This window comes from uncultured Polaribacter sp., from assembly GCF_947497695.1.
Classification (GTDB): Bacteria; Bacteroidota; Bacteroidia; order Flavobacteriales; family Flavobacteriaceae; genus Polaribacter.
Genome location: NZ_CANMHM010000005.1, coordinates 21,923 through 42,500, shown reverse-complemented (window position 1 = coordinate 42,500; position 20,578 = coordinate 21,923). Strand labels below are relative to the sequence as shown.

The 20,578-nt window shown below is 28.4% G+C and carries 13 protein-coding genes; 3 read left to right on the top strand and 10 right to left on the bottom strand.

Annotated features, from left to right (window positions below):
• Positions 1-551: 551 nt before the first annotated feature.
• From Q0731_RS07245 to porU, 6 genes are all read right to left on the bottom strand, one after another.
• The gene (locus Q0731_RS07245) at positions 552-2,201 is read right to left on the bottom strand and encodes a LysM domain-containing protein (protein ID WP_299061952.1); all 1,650 of its coding nucleotides are present in this window, start codon (positions 2,199-2,201) and stop codon (positions 552-554) included.
• Positions 2,192-3,727 (bottom strand): glutamine-hydrolyzing GMP synthase, encoded by a 1,536-nt coding sequence (gene guaA / locus Q0731_RS07240; RefSeq protein ID WP_299061950.1) that lies wholly within the window; start codon positions 3,725-3,727, stop codon positions 2,192-2,194. Before guaA ends, Q0731_RS07245 begins: the two co-directional genes overlap by 10 nt.
• Positions 3,728-3,994: 267 nt before the next feature.
• Positions 3,995-5,059, bottom strand: coding sequence for a 3-oxoacyl-ACP synthase III family protein (locus Q0731_RS07235; protein WP_299061948.1), 1,065 nt, complete (start codon positions 5,057-5,059; stop codon positions 3,995-3,997).
• Between the two features lie 115 nt (positions 5,060-5,174).
• The gene (locus Q0731_RS07230; RefSeq protein WP_299061946.1) at positions 5,175-5,558 is read right to left on the bottom strand and encodes a group III truncated hemoglobin; all 384 of its coding nucleotides are present in this window, start codon (positions 5,556-5,558) and stop codon (positions 5,175-5,177) included.
• A gap of 348 nt (positions 5,559-5,906) precedes the next feature.
• On the bottom strand, positions 5,907-7,022 hold the full coding sequence (porV, locus tag Q0731_RS07225) for a type IX secretion system outer membrane channel protein PorV (RefSeq protein ID WP_299061944.1): 1,116 nt from the start codon (positions 7,020-7,022) through the stop codon (positions 5,907-5,909).
• Positions 7,023-7,063: 41 nt separating this feature from the next.
• A complete protein-coding gene (gene porU / locus Q0731_RS07220) occupies positions 7,064-10,486 on the bottom strand; it encodes a type IX secretion system sortase PorU (RefSeq protein ID WP_299061942.1) in 3,423 nt (1,140 codons plus the stop codon).
• A gap of 201 nt (positions 10,487-10,687) precedes the next feature.
• On the opposite strand from porU, the gene gldJ reads away from it, so the two are divergent.
• Both gldJ and murF read left to right on the top strand, forming a co-directional pair.
• Positions 10,688-12,352, top strand: a complete 1,665-nt coding sequence (gene gldJ, locus Q0731_RS07215) for a gliding motility lipoprotein GldJ (protein ID WP_299061940.1) — start codon at positions 10,688-10,690, stop codon at positions 12,350-12,352.
• Positions 12,353-12,423: 71 nt separating this feature from the next.
• The gene (murF, locus tag Q0731_RS07210; protein ID WP_299061939.1) at positions 12,424-13,677 is read left to right on the top strand and encodes a UDP-N-acetylmuramoyl-tripeptide--D-alanyl-D-alanine ligase; all 1,254 of its coding nucleotides are present in this window, start codon (positions 12,424-12,426) and stop codon (positions 13,675-13,677) included.
• Here the strand turns inward: murF and Q0731_RS07205 are convergent.
• Complete coding sequence (locus tag Q0731_RS07205) at positions 13,670-14,521, bottom strand: N-acetylglucosamine kinase (protein ID WP_299061938.1); 852 nt, start codon at positions 14,519-14,521, stop codon at positions 13,670-13,672. The two genes, murF and Q0731_RS07205, sit on opposite strands and share 8 nt — an antisense overlap.
• A gap of 155 nt (positions 14,522-14,676) precedes the next feature.
• On the opposite strand from Q0731_RS07205, the gene Q0731_RS07200 reads away from it, so the two are divergent.
• Complete coding sequence (locus Q0731_RS07200; RefSeq protein ID WP_299061936.1) at positions 14,677-15,417, top strand: CpsB/CapC family capsule biosynthesis tyrosine phosphatase; 741 nt, start codon at positions 14,677-14,679, stop codon at positions 15,415-15,417.
• Between the two features lie 41 nt (positions 15,418-15,458).
• Here the strand turns inward: Q0731_RS07200 and Q0731_RS07195 are convergent, their stop codons facing one another.
• From Q0731_RS07195 to Q0731_RS07185, 3 genes are read right to left on the bottom strand one after another with little or no spacing between them, the layout of a single operon-like run.
• On the bottom strand, positions 15,459-17,846 hold the full coding sequence (locus tag Q0731_RS07195) for a tyrosine-protein kinase (protein ID WP_299061934.1): 2,388 nt from the start codon (positions 17,844-17,846) through the stop codon (positions 15,459-15,461).
• 4 nt (positions 17,847-17,850) lie between these two features.
• Positions 17,851-18,621 carry a polysaccharide biosynthesis/export family protein gene (locus Q0731_RS07190; RefSeq protein WP_299061932.1) on the bottom strand — a complete coding sequence of 257 codons (771 nt, stop codon included), beginning with the start codon at positions 18,619-18,621 and terminating at the stop codon, positions 17,851-17,853.
• A gap of 39 nt (positions 18,622-18,660) precedes the next feature.
• On the bottom strand, positions 18,661-20,556 hold the full coding sequence (locus tag Q0731_RS07185) for a nucleoside-diphosphate sugar epimerase/dehydratase (RefSeq protein ID WP_299061930.1): 1,896 nt from the start codon (positions 20,554-20,556) through the stop codon (positions 18,661-18,663).
• Positions 20,557-20,578: the final 22 nt, after the last annotated feature.

Below are 20,578 nucleotides of genomic sequence, written 5' to 3'. Positions count from 1 at the left end.
ATAACGGAATATAAATTGTAGCTAAAATAATAAACAACTTCTCGATACTAATTTAATTTCCCTGTTGGTCAATTAAATTCACTCTGAATGACACTAGATTTAAACGAAAAATTAAATGTAAATAGTATTATACAATGACGCAAATCTAATCAAAACTCGATATGTCACACTGAGCTTGTCGAAGTGCACACGATGATAACATAAAAAGTCTTCGACAAGCTCAGACTGACATTCGTTTGCATAAATTGAAATAGTAATGATAAGTATTACAAGGATGATTAATCATATCATAGAATTCTGTTATAAGAATAATCTTCTAAAAAATTAAATACGAACAAAACAGTAATAGAAAAACTATTTCAACAGAAGAGCGTTTTGTGCTTTTAAATGTAAGTTTAGAACTTCAACTTATTGTTCTAATTTAAAAGAGTAACAACTATTTCTGTAAATCAAATAGCTTGCAAAAAATTTTAGCCCTGATTGAAACGGCATCCTTTTTTATTTTTCATAAAAAAGATATAGTGGAAAGCAGGAAATAGCTTCTAAAAAAATTACTTTAATCTTGTTAAACTTAAATCGTTATTATATTGAATAATAAACAACCCTTTGTTTCCTGAAATAGAATTCGTTTTGTTTGAATAATCAAATTTACTTTCTACCCTGTAAGAAGCACCTTTATCAAAAGATTCTTTTAAGGTATTCCCAGAAGCTAATCTTATTAAAATATCATAGGTTATATCAAAACCCTTGGTTGCATAAAAAGAGGGCAACGCATTGTTTTTTTTATAATACTGTTTATTAAATAATTGTGTTGTTATAGATGCCTCATTTACATATTGATCACTAACATAGGTTAAATTTACTTTGGCTAATTTTAGGTTGTCTATTTTATCAAAAGCACTTCCTTTGTTAAAGGTAAAAACTTTAACATTTGTATCTTCTGGCAAACTAATTAGGCTATTAATAGCATCAGCAACTATAATCATATCATTAGAAGTTAAGATAACCCAATTGTCTACATTGGGTTTTAAAATATCTAAAAAACGAGACTTAGCGATATATCCTTTTTCAGGCTTTAAAACATTTATAGTAGCTACAGAGTCTAGAGATTCTAAAGATTTTTTTATTAAAATATTAGAAATATTTGAATCTATTTTGCCATCACCAACTACAATTAAGTTCCCTTTTGTAAAATTTTCTTTTACATAAGTAGCCAACTCATCTCTAAAAACTTTTTTTTCTGGAGATGTTTTAATCAATTTTGATGAAGAAAACTTTGATTGATTTTTAGAGTATAAAGGAAAAACGACAGGAGTTTTTACTGTTTTTGCAACAATTTCTGCTTCTTCAGAATATAAGGGACCAATAACAACATCGTTAGAATTTAAATCATTAGAAGACAAAATAGTATGAATTTTACTACTATTTCTGCCTGTATCAAAAACGTTTAAATCTATTTGAATTCCTTGCTTTCTTAAAGAGTCAATGGCAATTTCTACACCTAAGTAAAAATCGGTTACAATATTAGCAAGCATACTATTCTGAAATATTTCTTTGGCAGAAATAGAATCGTATTCTTTAGCTCTAAATGGTAATAACAACGCCATTTTTAAAGAAGCGTCTTCTTCAATAATATCTTCATAAATAGAGTTCAAGTTTGTTTTTTCTACCTTTACCTGTTCTCCTTCTTCTATAGCTTTAATTTTAATGATTTGTCCTATTTTTAAACCTTCAGACAATTCTGGGTTTAAAAGTAATAAATCATCTTGGGTAACATTATAAAAACGTTTTAAACCATAAATAGTTTCTTTAGGTTTTACATTATGAATAACAAACTTTTTTTTAAGTTCATATAAAAGGCTATCCTTTTTTTGCTTGATTTTCTTTATTTGCTCGTTATTAATTGGTTTTTCTTTTGATACAACTACCGCTTCTTTAACAAGAACAGGCTTATCTTTAACTTCTATTTTTTTATTAGGAATTATAATTACTGAATTTATAGCTGGTTTTCTGCCAATATCAGGGTTCAACTTTAGTAAATCTTTGGTTTTCATGTCCAATTTCTGGGCAATATCCTTCATCGTTTCACCTTGTTTTACCTTATACTCAACATATTTTTTTTGTTGACCACAAGAAATAGTAAACGTTAAAATACATAGAAAAACAAAAAACTTTACATGCTTCATATACTTTATTCCCATTCTATTGTTGCTGGTGGTTTTGAACTGATATCATACACAACTCTGTTTACACCTTTTACTTGATTTATAATTTTATTAGATGTTTTTTGTAAAAACTCATAAGGTAAATTTACCCAATCTGCAGTCATACCATCTGTACTTTCTACGGCTCTTAAAGCAACTACTTTTTCATAGGTTCTTTCATCACCCATTACACCTACAGAATTTACTGGTAGTAACATTGCACCTGCTTGCCACACTTTATCATACAAACCATCTTCTTTTAATCCGTTTATAAAAACAGCATCTACTTCTTGTAAAATTCTTACTTTTTCGGCAGTAATATCTCCTAAAATTCTAATTCCTAAACCTGGTCCAGGAAAAGGATGACGTCCTAATAATTCTGAATCAATTCCCATAGAAGCACCTACTCTTCTTACTTCATCTTTAAAAATCATTCTTAAAGGCTCCACAATTTTTAGTTTCATATAATCTGGTAAACCTCCCACATTATGATGACTTTTAATAGTTGCTGATGGACCTCCGTTTACTGAAACAGACTCAATAACATCTGGATAAATAGTTCCTTGAGCAAGCCAAGTTACATCTGTAATTTTATGAGCTTCATCATCAAAAACTTCTATAAAAGAGTTTCCAATAGCTTTTCTTTTCTTTTCTGGATCTGAAATACCTTCTAGAGCTTTCAAAAAACGTGCCGATGCATCTACACCTTTTACATTTAAACCCATACCTTCATATTGAGTGAGAACACTTTCAAACTCGTTTTTACGTAAAAGTCCGTTATTTACAAAAATACAATATAAGTTTTTACCAATTGCTTTGTTTAATAAAACTGCTGCTACTGTAGAATCTACACCTCCAGAAAGGCCTAAAACTACTTTATCGTTCCCAACTTTTTCTTGAATTGCTGCTACTGTACTTTCTACAAAAGAATCTGGCGTCCAGGTTTGTGAAACTCCTGCAATTTTTACTAAAAAATTTTCTAAAATTTGTTTTCCATCTTTAGAATGGTATACTTCTGGATGAAATTGTATTGCAAACGTTTGCTCACCTTTTATTTTGTAGGCTGCGTTTTCTACATCTTTTGTGCTTGCTAATAACTCTCCATTGGTTGGTAAATTTTTAATCGTATCAGAATGACTCATCCAAACTTGGCTTCCTACAGAAATGTTTTCAAAGAAAGTTTCATCACTTTTTATATAGGATAAATTTGCTCTACCATATTCTCTTGTATTAGAAGGAGCTACTTGTCCGCCAGAAAAATGAGCTAAATATTGTGCTCCATAACAAACTGCTAAAACAGGTTTTTTTCCTCTAATTTCTGATAAATCTGGATGTAAAACGTTTTCACCTCTCACAGAATTTGGACTTCCTGATAAAATGATTGCTTTAAATTCTGATTGGTTTTTTGGTGGATGGTTGTAGGGATGAATTTCACAATAAATGTTTAATTCTCTAACTCTTCTTGCAATTAATTGTGTGTATTGCGATCCGAAATCTAAAATAAGTACGTTGTTTTGTTGCATGTGCAAAAATAGTATTTCAGATTAAATTTTAATACTGAAAAACCCTTTTTTTTATCATTAATTAAAATTTGTAAATAATAAAGTATATTTTGATTAAAAATTAGAAAAAACAACTAATTTTTGATGTACTAACTTTTAAACAAAAAAAGTATTACTACATAAAAACATAGAAAACATAGGGTAATTTGTAATCATTGTGTGTATATTTTAAGTAAACTAAATGATAAAAAACGCTGTATGTTTCTCTGAGAATCTCAGGGAAATTTACTAAAAACGATATACAACTGCGTTTAAATTCATTCCTGCACCTACTGATGTAAAGATAACAACATCTCCTTTTTGTACTTTTTGATTTTTAAGTTCTCCTTTTAAAACCAAATCTAATAAAGTTGGTACAGTTGCTACAGAACTATTTCCTAATTTATGAATACTCATTGGCATAACATCACTAGGAACAGGCTTTTTGTACAATCTAAAGAAACGCTTAATAATTGCTTCATCCATTTTTTCATTAGCTTGATGGATAAAGATTTTTTTCACTTCATCAATAGAAACTCCACTTTTATCTAATGCTGTTTTCATTGCTAAAGGAACATTTACCAACGCAAATTCATAGATTTTTCTTCCCAACATCTTAATATAACGCGTATTATTTTCTGTAGATTTGTTATAGGATTCTCCATTAAACAAAAAATAGGCTTCGTCTTTTGCAAATGTTTGAGTAGCGTGACTTAAAATTCCTGAATCACCGTTTTCTGTTGCTTCAAGAATAGTAGCACCTGCTCCATCACTAAAAATCATGGAATCTCTATCAAATTTATCAACAACTCTAGACAAGGTTTCTGCACCAATTACCAAACATTTTTTTGCCATTTTTGCTTTTATAAATGCTTGAGCTTGTATAACACCTTCTACCCAACCAGGGCAACCAAAAAGAATATCATAAGCTACACAATTAGGGTTTTCTATACCCAATCTAAATTTAACTCTGGTAGCTAAACTTGGTAACATATCACTTTGAAAAGTATCTTTTTTTACATCTCCAAAATTATGAGCTACAATAATATAATCTATTTCTTCTGGATTTATATTAGCGTCTTTTATTGCTTTTTGACTTGCAAAAAAAGCCAAGTCTGAAGTATTCAATTCTGATTTAGCATAACGCCTTTCTGCAATACCTGTAATTGCTTCAAATTTTTCAATAATTACCTTATTATCAGCAGTAAAAGTAGAACCATCTTCATTTAAAAAATGTTCATTTAAAAATGCTGAATTTTCTTTTTTTATGGAAGGAATAAAAGTACCTGTACCAATTATTTTAGATGTAATCATTTACTTTTTTTTTGAATTATTATAAAGATAGTAAATTTAAAATTGACGTTTAAAGTATAAAAAAATAATATAAACGAAATTCAAAGATGATAAATAATATCGAATCTAAAAATTTTTATTTTTGATAAACACCCATTTTCAACTCCATAACAGTAGCAATAGACCTTGCTCTGTTTTTCATGTTGATTGCATTTTCTCCATCAAAAAATGCATCAATAGTTTCAAATAAATACGATATCCAAATTGTAAAATGCTCTTTTTTAAAAGCTATAAAAACGTTTTTATCTACGTGTTTTTGCATCACGTTATTCTTATAGGTATTGGTATCAAATAGAATATCGTTCCAAAAATCTGAAATAATTTCTAAATGTTCTTCTAAGTGATTTTTTTGAACGATATCTTCAAAAAAAGGAGTCATTTTTTCATCAACTAAAAGTTGATCGTAAAATTTAGTGATTATATGTTTTATATCTTTTCTTGAAGTAATATCTGGTTTCATATTATTTTATAAATAGGAATTATCAAAAGATAAAGATACTAAAGAAAGTAAGGGTTCTGTTCTAAAAATTTCGTAAAAACAATTAAACATATAAATGTCTTCCTGAGCTTGTCGAAGGATGTTTAAAGGTTCACTAAAAAGTCTTCGACAAGCTCAGACTGACAAATCCTTTATGTAATTGTAAAACGTTAAAAATATCTAACATTTTGAAAACTTTAATTGATTAATTGCTATTAATGAATCGTTTAAATTTAAAAATCGATTTTTTTTCTTAAAATTTTTGCTAAAAAAAAGCAGTCAATTATGACTGCTTTTACACTTTATAAACTTACTTAACTGTATTTTCTACTAGTAATAATCAAAAACTTGTCCTAAATCAAAAGACAATGAAAATCTAAGAGAATTCTCTAACGGATTATTTACATCAGAAGCATTGATCAAGTAAGAAAGGTCTATATTTAAAGCGTTGGTTTTAAAACCACCTCCTAAAGTAAAAAACTGTCTACTTCCTTTTTCTTGGCTTTCATGAAAATACCCTCCTCTTAATGCAAATGCATTGTTATATAAATACTCTGCACCTAAAGCATAAGTAACTTCTTGCAACTCTTCACTAAAACCTCCTGGAGCATCGCCAAAAGAACTAAAAATTCCTTCTACCCAACCTGTTTCTGCATCTGTACCATCTGCAGCATTAGGTACTAATAATTTTGTGAATTCTACTGTTGTAGATAATGTATTATAATCGTCTAAAATAAAATCAAAACCACCACCTAATTTTAAATTAGTTGGTATAAAGTCCTCATTATTAGCATCTGTAGTATAATTTACTTTAGGACCAATATTTGTAATATTAAAACCTAATCTGTAACGACCATTAAAATTTCCGTAATTTTCTTCTAAAGATTGGTAATAACCAGAAATATCAACTGCAAAAGAATTTATGGGTTGTATAGAACTACCTGCTGTACCATTAAAAGTTAAGTTAGATCTGATAAATTTTAACGAAATACCTCCAGAAAAAGTTTCACTTAATTTTAAAGCATAAGAACCTGTAAAAACCAATTCATTAGGGTTGATAGTTCCATTAGGGTCACCTTGATCCGTTGTTAAATCTATCTGCCCTAAAGAGAAAAACTTAAAATCTGCACCCCAAGCTGATCTTTCATTAAAACGATTCATGTAAGAACCACTTCCTACAAATATATCGTCTGTTAAATTACGTAACCAAGGTGAGTAAGTAATTCCTGCTTTTACCTGTCTATCACTAAAAGTCATTTTTGCAGGATTATGAAAAAGAGAAAATGCATCTGCAGAAGTTGCAACACCAGTATCTCCCATTGCACCTGACCTAGCATCTGGTACTATTAATAGAAAAGGTGTAGCTGTAGTTATAGGGTTGGTTTGCCCAATAAGTTTTGTACTTATTAAGAAACATAATATAAAATAAATTCCTATTTTTTTCATTTGATTTTTATTCTAATTTTTGGTTTGCAAATATCTAAATTTTATTGAAGTATTACTAATTTTTCATACTTCTCTGAAACTAAATTACTTTTAGTAGATTTTACTTTTAATTTATAAACATAAACTCCTTTACCTATTTTGTTACCAAAATCATCTAAACCATTCCAAGAAATACTTCTAGATAAAGTTTCTGTAGTAGTAGTTATATTTTGATGAATTGTTTTTACAAGCTTACCAGAAACTGTAAAAATTTGAACCTGTACTTCTAAAACATCATTAATTTTGTTGTGTTTAAACCAAAACTCTGTATAATTGATAAAAGGATTTGGATAATTTAACACATTTTCTAGTTTTAAAGTGGCGTCACTAACAACCACAAAGTTTAACGTAGCTTCAGATGAATTATTGTAAGTATCCCAAGCTTTAACTTTTAAAGTATGTGGACCATCTACTAAATCTCTCAATTTATAATTAACTACTCCTTTGGTAAAATCGTTTAATTCCGTTTGATAAAAGTCGTTTAATACAATAGGGTTTGTTGTATCGCCATCTAAAATACCAACAATATCATGATCTACTGCTGTAATAGAAGTATTGATACCACTTAAATCAAATAAATCTACAATTAAATTGGGTGAGGCATTTGTATTGCCTCCATCATTAAAAACTTTATCGTTTAAAAATAATTGTATTTCTGGACCAACAGTATCACTAGGTGCATTGCCATCAATACCACCTACAACAACATCAAAATTATACCCTGCTCTGTCTATTTCTCCATTTTCTGCGTAAAAACTCAGTTTTCCTTTTCCAAAAGCTATTTTAATATCTTTAGGTACAATAAAATCGAACTTAAACAATCCGTTTTCAACTGTAGATTTTCCCGAAAATATTTTACTTACTTGGGTATCAAAAATCATTTTTGTTCCAAAACCATCATTATCTAAAGTTGTTTTATCTATAGATTTGTCATAAACAGTAGTAGAAAGTGAACCATTAAAATCATTTAAAACTGTATTTGCATTGTCTACAATTTCGCCTTCAAAACTAATTCTAGACAAGGCTTTTATAGTATCTAAAGGTTGTGAAATGTCCTTTCCATTCATTTTAGTAATTCTAACATTTGGTTCTGGAATTGCTAATTTCATTGCAGGATCACCAAAAAAGTAAATAAAGAATTTTTGGAATTGAAATGAACCTCTATATTCATTTTTAGCTTTTGCCAAAGCCTCTGCAATCGTTAAATCTTCGTCATTAAACTGTAACAATATTCTTAATAATTCTCTATTAAATCTATTCCCCATCGTTATAAAAACCTCTCTTGTGGTGGTTATCATACTTGCTGCACCACCAGAAGGATTCCAAAAAGTAAGTTCTCCTGCAGTAACTCTACTTGGGTTGTCAAATCGAGAAAAATCACAAGTAACAGTAATTAAAAGCGGTAATGTATTGGGGTTGTTAAAACTATTTATTTGTGATTTCTCTAAGATTTTTTCAGAAGCAAAACCATCTTCACTTCCATGTCCAAAATAGTCAAAAAGTAACGTTCCTCTTTCAATTGCATTTGTAATTGCTGTGTTAACTTCAGGATAACGTTCACCTCCAGAAGAATTTTCTTGCACAAAAGCATCTAAATATATTTTATTAATATTAAATATGGGTTTGCTCGCTTTTATTTCATCAGCAATAAGCTCAACTCCCTCTTGTAAATCTTCTTCATTATTAACATCAATATCATCTGCTAATAGTGTAATTGAATTACGCCAATTACCAATAGCATTTTTATTGTAATATGTTAAAATTTTATCTACAACCTCTTTGGCTTGAGAAATTGTGGAAACAGGAATTCTACCTGAAGCAACATCAACAGTATGATTGGGAAACATAGTACCTTCATTATCATCGAGCATCACATAAAAATCATCTGTAACCCAAGAATTTGCTAAATTGAAACTATCTTCAGCTAATTTAACTGGTACAATATTATTATTGCCAGAAATTCTATTTTTATAATCATAAGTAGCATCTCCAAAAAAACACACGTATTTCAGCTTTTGTTCTTCGGATGAACTTGTTTGATACAAATGCCTAATAAAATCTCTAATACCAGTAATATCTTTAGAACCAGAAGAAAATTCATTGTAAATTTCATCTAAAACAACAACTTTTGTAGATAAACTTGAACTTGTTTGATGATAATCTGCTAGTCTTTGTGCTTCAGAAGCTAATTCTGAATTTGTGATGACCAAATAATTAATATCTTTTAATGCATGCAAATCTTGATTTACAACTTTAGCATTTCTTACTAATCTTGGTGTGTAATAATCATTATTTGCTAATAAAACATACTCTTTTAAAGTACCATCAATATTTTGACCTGGGTTGTCTTTAAAAGTAAAATCGTTATTTGTGCTTTCATTTATAATATTTTTAGGGTTTAATGGAGAACTTACATCCCAAACTTGAAAAATATTAGTAGTATTTTGAATTTGATATTCAACAGTTCCAACAGCATTTGCTTGCTCAAAACTTCTAAAAGAAAATTGTTTACCATCTGCTAATAATTGTTTTTTACCAACAATTTCAATGAAATCTAAATAGGCTTTTGCAGAAGGAATACCATTATTATTATAAGTGATAGCTACATCAATTAATTCTGAAGAATTTTGAATTTTTAAAGTTCTTTCTGAAGAAGTACCTTTGGTTAATGAAGCAGAACTTACGGCATTGTAATTTAAAGTATAAATATCAACACCATTAACTTTAACAGCCATGCTTGAACTAGATGTTGAGATAGATGCACCTCTAACCCTAACTGAAACGTCTTCATCTGGTACAACATTTGGAAAAGATATTTTAAAATTTTGTGTGTTTTCGATATTAAAATCCCTGCTAAAAAACCATTGCGTTCCTGCTGCAAATAAACTTCGCTCCTCTTTTTCGTAAAAGGTAAAATCATCAAAAATTGTTATTTGACTTGTAGCACTTGTTGTTACAGGCACTTTTTGCTGAATTCTTTTTCCATCTACATCATTTACTCTAATAAAATAAAAAGATTCATCTGAATAAATGTTTTGAACATGATTTGCTGTTTGATTAGAGGTGTTGGTTACCCAGCTATGAGGTCCCACTGCATAAAAGAGAATAAAATCATTGCTATCAAAAGAACCATCACTTTCTCCTTCTACATAAATTGCATTTTCTTGTAAATCATCATACCTAAAATCAGAATTTAAAACAGGTAAAAGCTTTCCCCCATTTCCATAAATACTAATTTTCTTTGGATCTAATCCATTGGTAGAAATACCTATTCGTTGCAATAAGTTTCTATCTATTTTAAAAACACCTGTAGTATCTACAGAAAACTTATACCAGTCACCAGAAGATAATACTGAACTAGAAACTTGTGTAAAAATTACTTGAGCTAAACAGCTAAAAAAAAGGGTAAAAAATATTTTTTTCATATGGGTATTCAAATAACGCAAATTACTTGTAGTTATTTTAGTTGTATTAAATATTAATTATACTAAATCAAAAAAAGACTCGTTAAAGATAGTGTTAGTAGAAAAATAAGGCGTTAAAATCAATATTTTACTTGTTTGAATGTAGAATTATTGTAAATTGCATCATTATAACAAAAATAACAAACAATTTTCAATTAGAAAATGAGAAACGTATTTAAAATATCTTTGGTAGTACTATCAGTGTTAGCCCTAGCTAGCTGTGGTAGCAAGTCTGGCTCAAGTGATTCAAAACTTACTGGATGGACTTTTAATAACCCTAAATTTGGTAATTATTTTAAAGGAGGAGAACTTGCTGGTCAAGAAATACCTTTAGGAATGGTTGCTGTAGAAGGTGGTTCTTTTACAATGGGAGCAGTACAAGATGATGTTATGTTTGATTGGAATACAACTCCTAAGCAAATACATGTTCGTTCTTTTTATATGGATGAAACAGAAGTAACAAATGCTGAATACTTTTTATATGTACAACATATTAAAGATGTATTTCCTCCATCAGAAGAAAACTATAAACACATTTATAGCTCAGTTTTGCCAGACACTTTGGTTTGGAGAAAAAGTTTAGGAAATACAGATATTTTATCTGAAAATTATTTAAGGCATCCTGCTTATGCAGATTATCCTGTTGTTGGTGTTAGCTGGTTACAGGCTAATAAATACTGTAAATGGAGAACAGACGCTGTGAATCTTAAAAGATTAATAGACAAAGGACATATTAAAAATATTTTTGCAAATGATTCTCTTAGAAACTTTTTTGATACAGATGTTTTCTTAGCAGATTCTGGTAGCTTATTTGATGGAGATAGCACTGTTTACAAAAAAGGTGTTAGAATGAGAGGTGTTGCTAGTAAAGGAAGAGACTCTTTTCAAGGAAGAAAAATTACCAAACAAGATGGTATACTTCAAGAAAACTACAGATTGCCTACAGAAGCAGAGTGGGAATTTGCTGCAAAAGCAAATGTTGAAAACAGAGAATATAACAATATTAGAGGTAGAAAAAAATATGCTTGGGATGGAAAATACTCAAGAGAAAAAGGAAGAAAATTAAAAGGAGATCAATTAGCCAATTTTAAGCAAGGGCAAGGTAATTACAGTGGTATATCTGGTTGGAGTTCTGATGGTGCTGATATTCCTATCAAAGTAAAATCTTACCCTCCAAATGGATTTGGATTGTATGAAATGTCTGGTAATGTTTCTGAGTGGGTTGCTGATGTTTATAGACCAGTTATAGATAATGATGCAAATGATTTTAATTATTACAGAGGAAACATTTTTACAAAAAAAATGATTGGAGAAGATGGTAAAGTTGTTATAGCAAATAGTAGCAATAGAGGACAAGCTGCTTATGACACCCTACCTAATGGAAGAATTGTACCAAAAGAATTGCCTGGAAGTATTAAATACACTCCTATTACAAAAGCAGACTCAAGGTTAAGAAGAAACTTTACAAGGTCTAACAATACAGATATAGGAGATGGAGATTTAAATTCTTCTAGATTTTTTGAAGAAGATGAACTTGGTACAAAACCAAGTATGTACAACTCACCTAAAGATCCTAAAACATTTACTGATCCAGAGACTGGAGAAACTTATTTTGTAAACGATGCTAAAAAAAGAACTACATTAATTAGTAATAAAACTAGAGTTTATAAAGGTGGTGCTTGGTCTGATAGAGAGTATTGGTTAGATCCTGCCCAAAGAAGATTTTTACCTGAATATATGGCAACAAACCATATTGGTTTTAGATGTGTTACTGACAATGTAGGACCAATATCTTCTAAAAAGAAAGCTAGACATACAGTAAGATAATTAAATATTACATTTATAAAATACAACCTCACTGTTAACAATGGCAGTGAGGTTTTTTATTGATTTAAAAAATGATTAACGAAATTTACAAATTATACTCAAAACACTATCTTGTTGATACAGATACAAGAAACATTAGAAAAAACTCACTATTTTTTGCTTTAAAAGGAGATAATTTTAACGGCAATAAATTTGCGGAAAAAGCCTTAGAACTTGGTGCAAGTTATGCTATTGTAGATGAGAAAGCCTACAAAACTAATGATCATATTCTGTTAGTTGATAATGTTTTAGAAACTCTACAAAAGTTAGCAAACTATCACAGAAAAACGTTAAAAGCTCCAATTATTGGGTTAACAGGTAGTAATGGTAAAACAACAACCAAAGAACTTATAAACATAGTTTTATCAAAGAAATATAAAACAACTGCAACAAAAGGAAATTTAAATAATCATATTGGTGTTCCACTTACATTATTATCAATGACGCCTAAAACTGAAATAGGAATCGTTGAAATGGGTGCAAACCACCAAAAAGAAATTGCACTTTTATCAACTATTTGTGAACCCGACTTTGGTTACATCACAAATTTTGGAAAAGCTCATTTAGAAGGTTTTGGCGGAATTGAAGGTGTAATTAAAGGTAAAAGTGAACTATATACTTTCTTAGAAAAAAACAACAAAATAGCTTTTATCAATCCTAAAGATAAGATTCAAGTTGATAAAACAAGGAATATAAAGCGTGTTACTTTTGATGATACTCTAAGTTTTTTAGAAGTGAATCCTTTTGTAAAAATCCTCTTTAAAACAAACGAAATTCAAAGTAATTTGATTGGAAAATATAATTATACAAATATTGCAATAGCTTGTACTATTGGAAATTATTTTAAGATTAATGAAACAAATATTAAAAATGCTATTGAAAGCTATATTTCTGATAATAATAGGTCTCAAATAATAGAAAAAAGGTCGAATAAAATACTATTAGATGCTTATAATGCGAATCCATCAAGTATGAAAGCTGCTTTAGAAAATTTTGAAGCTATTGATGAAAAATCTAAAACCGTTATTTTGGGAGATATGTTTGAGCTTGGTAAAGAAAGTAAAGAAGAGCATCAGAAAATTGTAGATTTAGTCAATAGTTTAGGTTTTGAACGTTCTTACTTTGTGGGAGAAAATTTTTATAAAACGAATACAAAAAACAAACTTTTTAAAACGTTTGATGATTTATTAAAATATATAAAAGACAATCCTCTAAAACATCAATCAATACTGATTAAAGGCTCTAGAGGAATGCGTTTAGAAAGGTTGTTAGATTGTATTAATTGATATTATTTTTATGATATTCTAATAAGTTGTCAATTGGTCTTTGTATCACATCAGTAATTACTAAATCATTATTTTTAGCTACTTGTTCTAAAATATCTCTAAAATAATATGCTATTGAACCAATAAAATAAATAGGGGTTTTTACTGTTTTATTGTAAGGTAAAACGCGGTATTTAAAAAACTCTTGAAACCCTTTTTTAATGATTTCTTTTATGTAAGAATTATCTTTAAAATCGAACATAAATTTAGCAAAAGAGGCTAAATACATATTAGGGTTAGACTCTCTGTATAAATTTTTCTTAATATAATCTGGTTCTAGATCAAACTCTTCTTTAAACTTTTTAGCAATTGCACTTGGCATTTGATTATAAAAGTAATCTACAATAAGCTTTTTACCAAAATAGTTTCCACTTGCTTCATCCATTAAAATATAGCCTAAAGAAGCTACTAACATTTGCATATTATTACCATCGTAATAACAGCTATTAGAACCTGTACCTAAAATACACACCAATGCAGGCTCTTTGCCAGTTGCTGCATACACAGCAGCTAACATATCTTCTGCAATAAAAACTTTGGCGTTAACAAAAATAGATTCTAAAATATTTTTTAAAATCTGTGTTGGTTTTGGAGTACCACAACCAGCACCGTAAAAATGAATCTCCTCAACATCATCTTTAACGTTAATTAACTGAAACATATTAATAATTCTATTATAAAGTTCTTTTTCTGGAACAACAGCAGGATTTAGTCCTAATGTTCTTGTTCTAAACACCTCTTCTTTATCTCTGTTTAAAGCAATCCAATCTGCTTTTGTAGAACCTCCATCTGCTATTAAAATCATAATTATACTTTGTTTTAACCAAATATATTACAAGTAAAACTCTTGTGCAATACCTCATCAATCTTCAATCGTTTTCGTTGATAAATATTTTTTTGAATTAAGTATCATCTTTAATAAAGGATTAAATTATTGTAAATTTGTAGAAAATTAATTGTATGTTTTTTTTAAAGAAAAAGAAAATTTCTTTGGTTGAATTATTTTCAGAAGGTTTTATAGATATTCATTCTCATCTTTTACCTGGTATTGACGATGGTGCAAAAAATATAGAAAATTCTATTGAATTGATTACTAAAATGAGTTCTTACGGAATAAAGAACTTTATCACTACACCTCATATTCTAGGCAATGTATATCCCAACTCTTCGAAAACAATAAAAGAGAAGCTAAGTGAAGTTAAAAAAGAATTGATAAATAGAGGTGTTAAAGATATTTCTATTCATGCTGCTGCTGAATACATGATGGACGAACAATTTTCTGACAGATTAAAAAATAACGATATTTTAGTTTTAAAGGATAATTTAATCCTTGTAGAAATGTCTTATTTTAGTGCTCCTATAAACTTATTTGAAGTATTGTTTGAAATTCAATTAAAAGGCTATAAACCTATTTTAGCACACCCTGAAAGATATAGTTTTTATCACAATGATATTGAAAGCTACTATAAGTTAAAAAATGCAGGGTGTTTATTTCAATTAAATTTATTGTCTTTAACAGAACATTATGGAAAACATGTTCAAAAAACAAGTTACAAATTATTAGATAAAGGGCTATATGATTTTGTAGGTACTGACACACATCATCTTAATCATTTAGAATTATTAAAAAAAGTGGGAACTAAAAAAAACTTAATTAAAATTGAAAAGTTAATTAAAAATAATATTAAAAAATTTGCATAAAAAAACGGATAATAAATATCCGTTTTTTTTATTCATTTTAATTATGAGAAAATTCTTTTATACCATGGTCTTAGCTCCTCTACAACATAGCCATAACCATAGCCATAACCATAGCCATAACCATAACCTCTAGTAATATCTGTATCATTTAATACAATAGCCATATTAGGTAATTTATTTTCTTTATGTAAGGTTTGTGGTACTACTAGCATTCTTTTATCTAAATAATTTGCTCTAGCAACATATAAAAACATATCTGCATATTTAGCAATTAACAAGGTGTCTGTTACTAAATTAACAGGTGCAGTATCTACTACAATATAATCGTACTCTTTTCTAAGTTCTTCAAACAAATCTTTTACTCTATTTGTTAAAAGTAGTTCTGCTGGATTTGGTGGTATTGCACCAGAAGCAATTATATCTAATTTTTTAATTTGAGGAATAGAAAATTTCAAATCATTTAAAGATATAGAATCATTTGCAATATAATTTGTGACCCCTTTTCTTTCGGCTATACCAAGATATTCTGTTACTTTAGGAGCTCTTAAATCCATACCAATCAATAACACTTTTTTTTCTGATAAAGATAAGGCAGTTGCCAAATTAATTGAAACAAAGGATTTTCCTTCTCCACTTGTTGTAGAAGTAACAAAAATAGTTTTCCCTTCATTATTATTAGTCGGTTTTGCAAACATAAACTCTAAATTAGTTCTTATTAACCTGAATGCCTCTGCTGCACTAGTTCTTGACTCTGAAGTTATAACTATTTTTTCCTGAGATAATGAATGTGGTATATCTCCTAGAAAAGGAATATTTGTTAGGTCTTCAATATCATGTCTAGAATGAACTTTAGTATCTAACAAATTTCTAAGATAGATGATAATGAAAGGAATTAGCAAACCAAGGAAAAATGATACTAAATAAATTATTGCTCTCTTTGGGGAAACAGGTAAACCTGAACTATAAGCAACATCAATAATTTTTGCATTAGCTACAGTAACTGCTAGTGAAATTGCTGTTTCTTCTTTTTTCTTTAATAAGTATGAATACAAACCTGATATAATCTCTTGCTGTCTTGCAATATCTATATAACCTCTTTCTAAAAAGGGTATTTCAGAAACTTTTGAGTTGTTTTTTTTGCTTTCTAAATTAATTTGATTGTATTTAGTTTCTAAAGAAGTAATTAAATTTAAAATACTTCTTTTTATGTTTTCTCGTTTAGCTGTTAATTCTTTTTGATATAGTATTAATGTAGGGTTTTTATCTCCAGCACTCATACTTAATCTATTTTTCAAAATTACTATTTCATTATAAGTATTGATTGAATGTGATATACTTACATCAGAAAAACCTAAATTTTGAGGTAAAGTTTCAGTTATATTAGAATTTTTATTGATATTTAATAAAACCCCCTTAGCAATATCTAGCTCTGTTTTTATTTGTATGAGTTTTTCATCATTAATAGAGGCTTTTTGTAAGGCTAGTTCACCTTCAGTTGATAATCCAGTTATTTTATTATCCGTTTTAAATTGGCGAACTCTATCTTGTATTGAATTTAAATCTTTTCCAATAGCCTCTAACCTATTGTCTATAAATTTTTTAGTTTTTTGAGACACTTCACTTTTATCTGAAATAGCGTCTAAATTATACTGAGTAACCAACTCATTTAATATATCTTCTGCTTTCTTTTTTAAGGGTGAAATAATAGACAAATTTAAAACACTAGAGTTTTTATTAACTAAATTAATCTTTATTTTAGATCTATAGCTATCTATTACTTTTTCTCTATCCCATAAATTAACATAAATTTTATTATGTTTTGTTGAATTAAATAATTTTGTTTTTTTTATTTTAAAAACACCCAGTTTAGATTTTACAGTTTTATCAAAATCGTGTGTAGATATCAATTTATCATTCATATCTATTAATTCATAACTTTTATCAGAAATAATATTTACTGTAAAAGATGTATCTTGTTTAAATTCAGCAAAATCGTTTTTAAGAGTGTTAAATAAAATCTTAAAAGGAATATTATCGTATATTTCGTACTTCTTTATTCTTCCTTCTACAAAATAAAGCGTTTTTAAATCTAAAGAATCAACAACTGCTCCAACAATTTTTCTTGATTTAATAATTTCTATCTCATTATCTGTGTTGTTTGCAGACCCCCCTACAATGCCTAGATCTTCAAAGGCTGCAAACTCTTTTGATATTCCAGATTTCATATTATCTTTTATCATAATAGAAGTAGAAGCACTAAATTGTGGTGTAGTATATCTTAAATATGTAAAAGCAATTAGAAATGATATTATAACACTTAACACAAACCATTTCCAATGAAAAAGATATTTTTCTAATTCTTCTCTAACATTTAAAGTATCTGAATCTAAATCAACTTTTAAATTGGTTTTTTCTTTAAAATTTTGCATTTTATTATCTTGTTAAAAGAGAAACAATAGTTATAAGTAAACCTGTAACTGAGATGAATAGACTAACACTTGTATTAGATATGGCAGATTGTATTCTAGCCTTATTATGTTCAACATAAACAACATCATTTTGTTGTAAATAAAAAACAGGAGAAGTAAGTGTTTTATTAGAAAGCAAGTTTACTTTATATTTTACTTTTCTATTCCCCTCTTCTCTAATAACCATTACATTATCTCTACGACCAGAAATGTTTAAATCTCCGGCCAAACCAATTGCATCTAAAATACTTACTCTTTCATTTGGAATTGTAAAAGTACCTGGCCTTTGAACATCTCCATAAACAGTTATTTTAAAATTAGCTATTCTTATATTTATTGTTGGATTTGAAATGTAATCTGGTGATAATTTAGTTTTTAACAACTCTATAGCCTGTTCTCTTGTTATACCTCCTAGCTTTAATTTTCCTAATATTGGAAAATCTATTTCTCCTTTACTATCTATAAGGTAATTTTGTTGTCTTGGGCTACCGATTGCAGCAGAATTAGAGGCTCCAAAAGTTACTGCTGGAAGATTAAAAGGCATTGCAGCATCAATATCTTCTGAAGAAATTGTGATCTGTAATAAATCATCTGGCTTAAATATTGTTTTAAATCTATTACTTACCTTATTTTGCTCAATTTCATCAAATTGAAAGTAAGCAATATCTTTATTTGAGACACATGAGGAAATTAATAATATTAATAAAATAAAAGTTGCTTTAATTTTAAGCTTCATCATATTAAAAAATTTTTTCAAAAGTAGCATAAAAAATAACTAGAAACTAACATTATCTAGCTTTTCAAATTCTGAGTTGTTAGACACATATTCTGGAACGACGGCTTTCATTAATTTAACAAGATTACTATTGTCTAATAAATTAAAATCAGTAGTTAAATCATCAATTTTAGATTTTATATCGGGATCCTCTAGTGTTTGAGTTTTAGCAATCATAATTTTTTCATGATACGTCTTAATTGTATTTTCTCCATTAGCTAATAACTCTTCATATAATTTTTCTCCAGGTCTTAAACCTGTTATTTTTATATCAATATCTTCAGGGTATTTTAGGCCTGATAAATCAATCATCCTCTTTGCTATTTCAAAAATTTTGACTGATTTACCCATATCAAATATGTAGATTTCTCCACCTTTCCCCATCGTTCCTGCCTCCAAAACTAAACTACATGCTTCTGGAATTGTCATAAAATACCTAGTAATATCTTTATGAGTCACGGTCAAAGGACCTCCATTTTCAATTTGTTTCTTAAAGAGCGGAATTACAGATCCATTTGAACCTAAAACATTTCCAAATCTTGTTGTTGTAAATTTTGTTGTTTTAGAATTTTTGCTAGCGCAGCTAATATACAATTCTGCAATTCTTTTAGAAGCTCCCATAACATTGGTTGGGTTTACAGCTTTATCTGTAGAAATCATTACAAATCGTTCAATTTCATTTTCTAAGGATAAATCTACTAAATTTTTTGTTCCCAAAACATTTACTTTAATTGCTTCATAAGGACTTTTTTCCATTAAAGGCACATGCTTATATGCTGCAGCATGAAAAACTCTTTCTGGTTTATATTTTTTAAAAATTCTAGAAATTTTGTGTTTATCCCTTACATCTGACACTATAGCAACAAAATTAGTGATACCTTTTTGAATTAACTCTTGTTGTAAATCATAAAGAGGCGACTCTGCTTGATCTAATAAAACAATTAACTTACAACTGTAAAGACATAATTGTCTAGAAATTTCGCTTCCAATAGACCCTGCTGCTCCAGTAACCAAAACCACTTTATTATCTACATCTCTTTGAACAATCGGATTATCTATTGTAATTTGATCTCTATCTAATAGGTCTTCAATATTAATTTGTTGTATTTGGTTTGCATTTAAATCTCCTTCTATCCATTTTGATAAAGGTGGAACAATTTTTACTTTTAAATTTAATTTTAAATATTCATCAGTTATTTCTAGAAGTCTATTAGGTTTTAAATTTTGAATTGATATGATTACTTCTTGGATATGATTTTTTGATACAAAATCTTCTGTTATCTTTTTTGCATCATATATTTTAATCCTATTTATTTTTTTATTTATTTTATTTTTATCGTCATCAATAAAACCAAAAACAACATAATTACTTTTTCTTTCGTTATTTAGTGCGTTATAAGTTATGATACCAGATTCTCCAGCACCAAAAACTAATACATTTGTTAATGTTTTTAATTGTGATGAAATAGTTTCATAAAAGGCTTTAAAAATGTACCTGCTGATTACTAATACAAATATGGACACTAAATAATGTATCAATAATACAGATCTTGGAATTACTAAAACAGAACTTATTGTAAACAGTTTATTTAAAATTACACCAAATGTTAAAATTAAACTGAATATAGACACACCAAAAAAGACGTTAAAAACATCTTTTGTTCCTGTATGTCTAATGATACCTTTATAAGAGCCAACTGCAAGAAAACTAATTAGTGCTATTATAATTAGTATTGGCAATTGTTTTAATAAAATTTCAAACTGCGCTTCTAAATCTATAAACCTTACAAAATAAGTAAAAACATAACTTGAAGATATCAAAACTAAATCTACAAATAAAACCACCCATTTAGAGGCGTGATTCTTTAAAGCATTTAATATAATTTTCTTTAACATTTATTTGTGCATTTTAAAACGA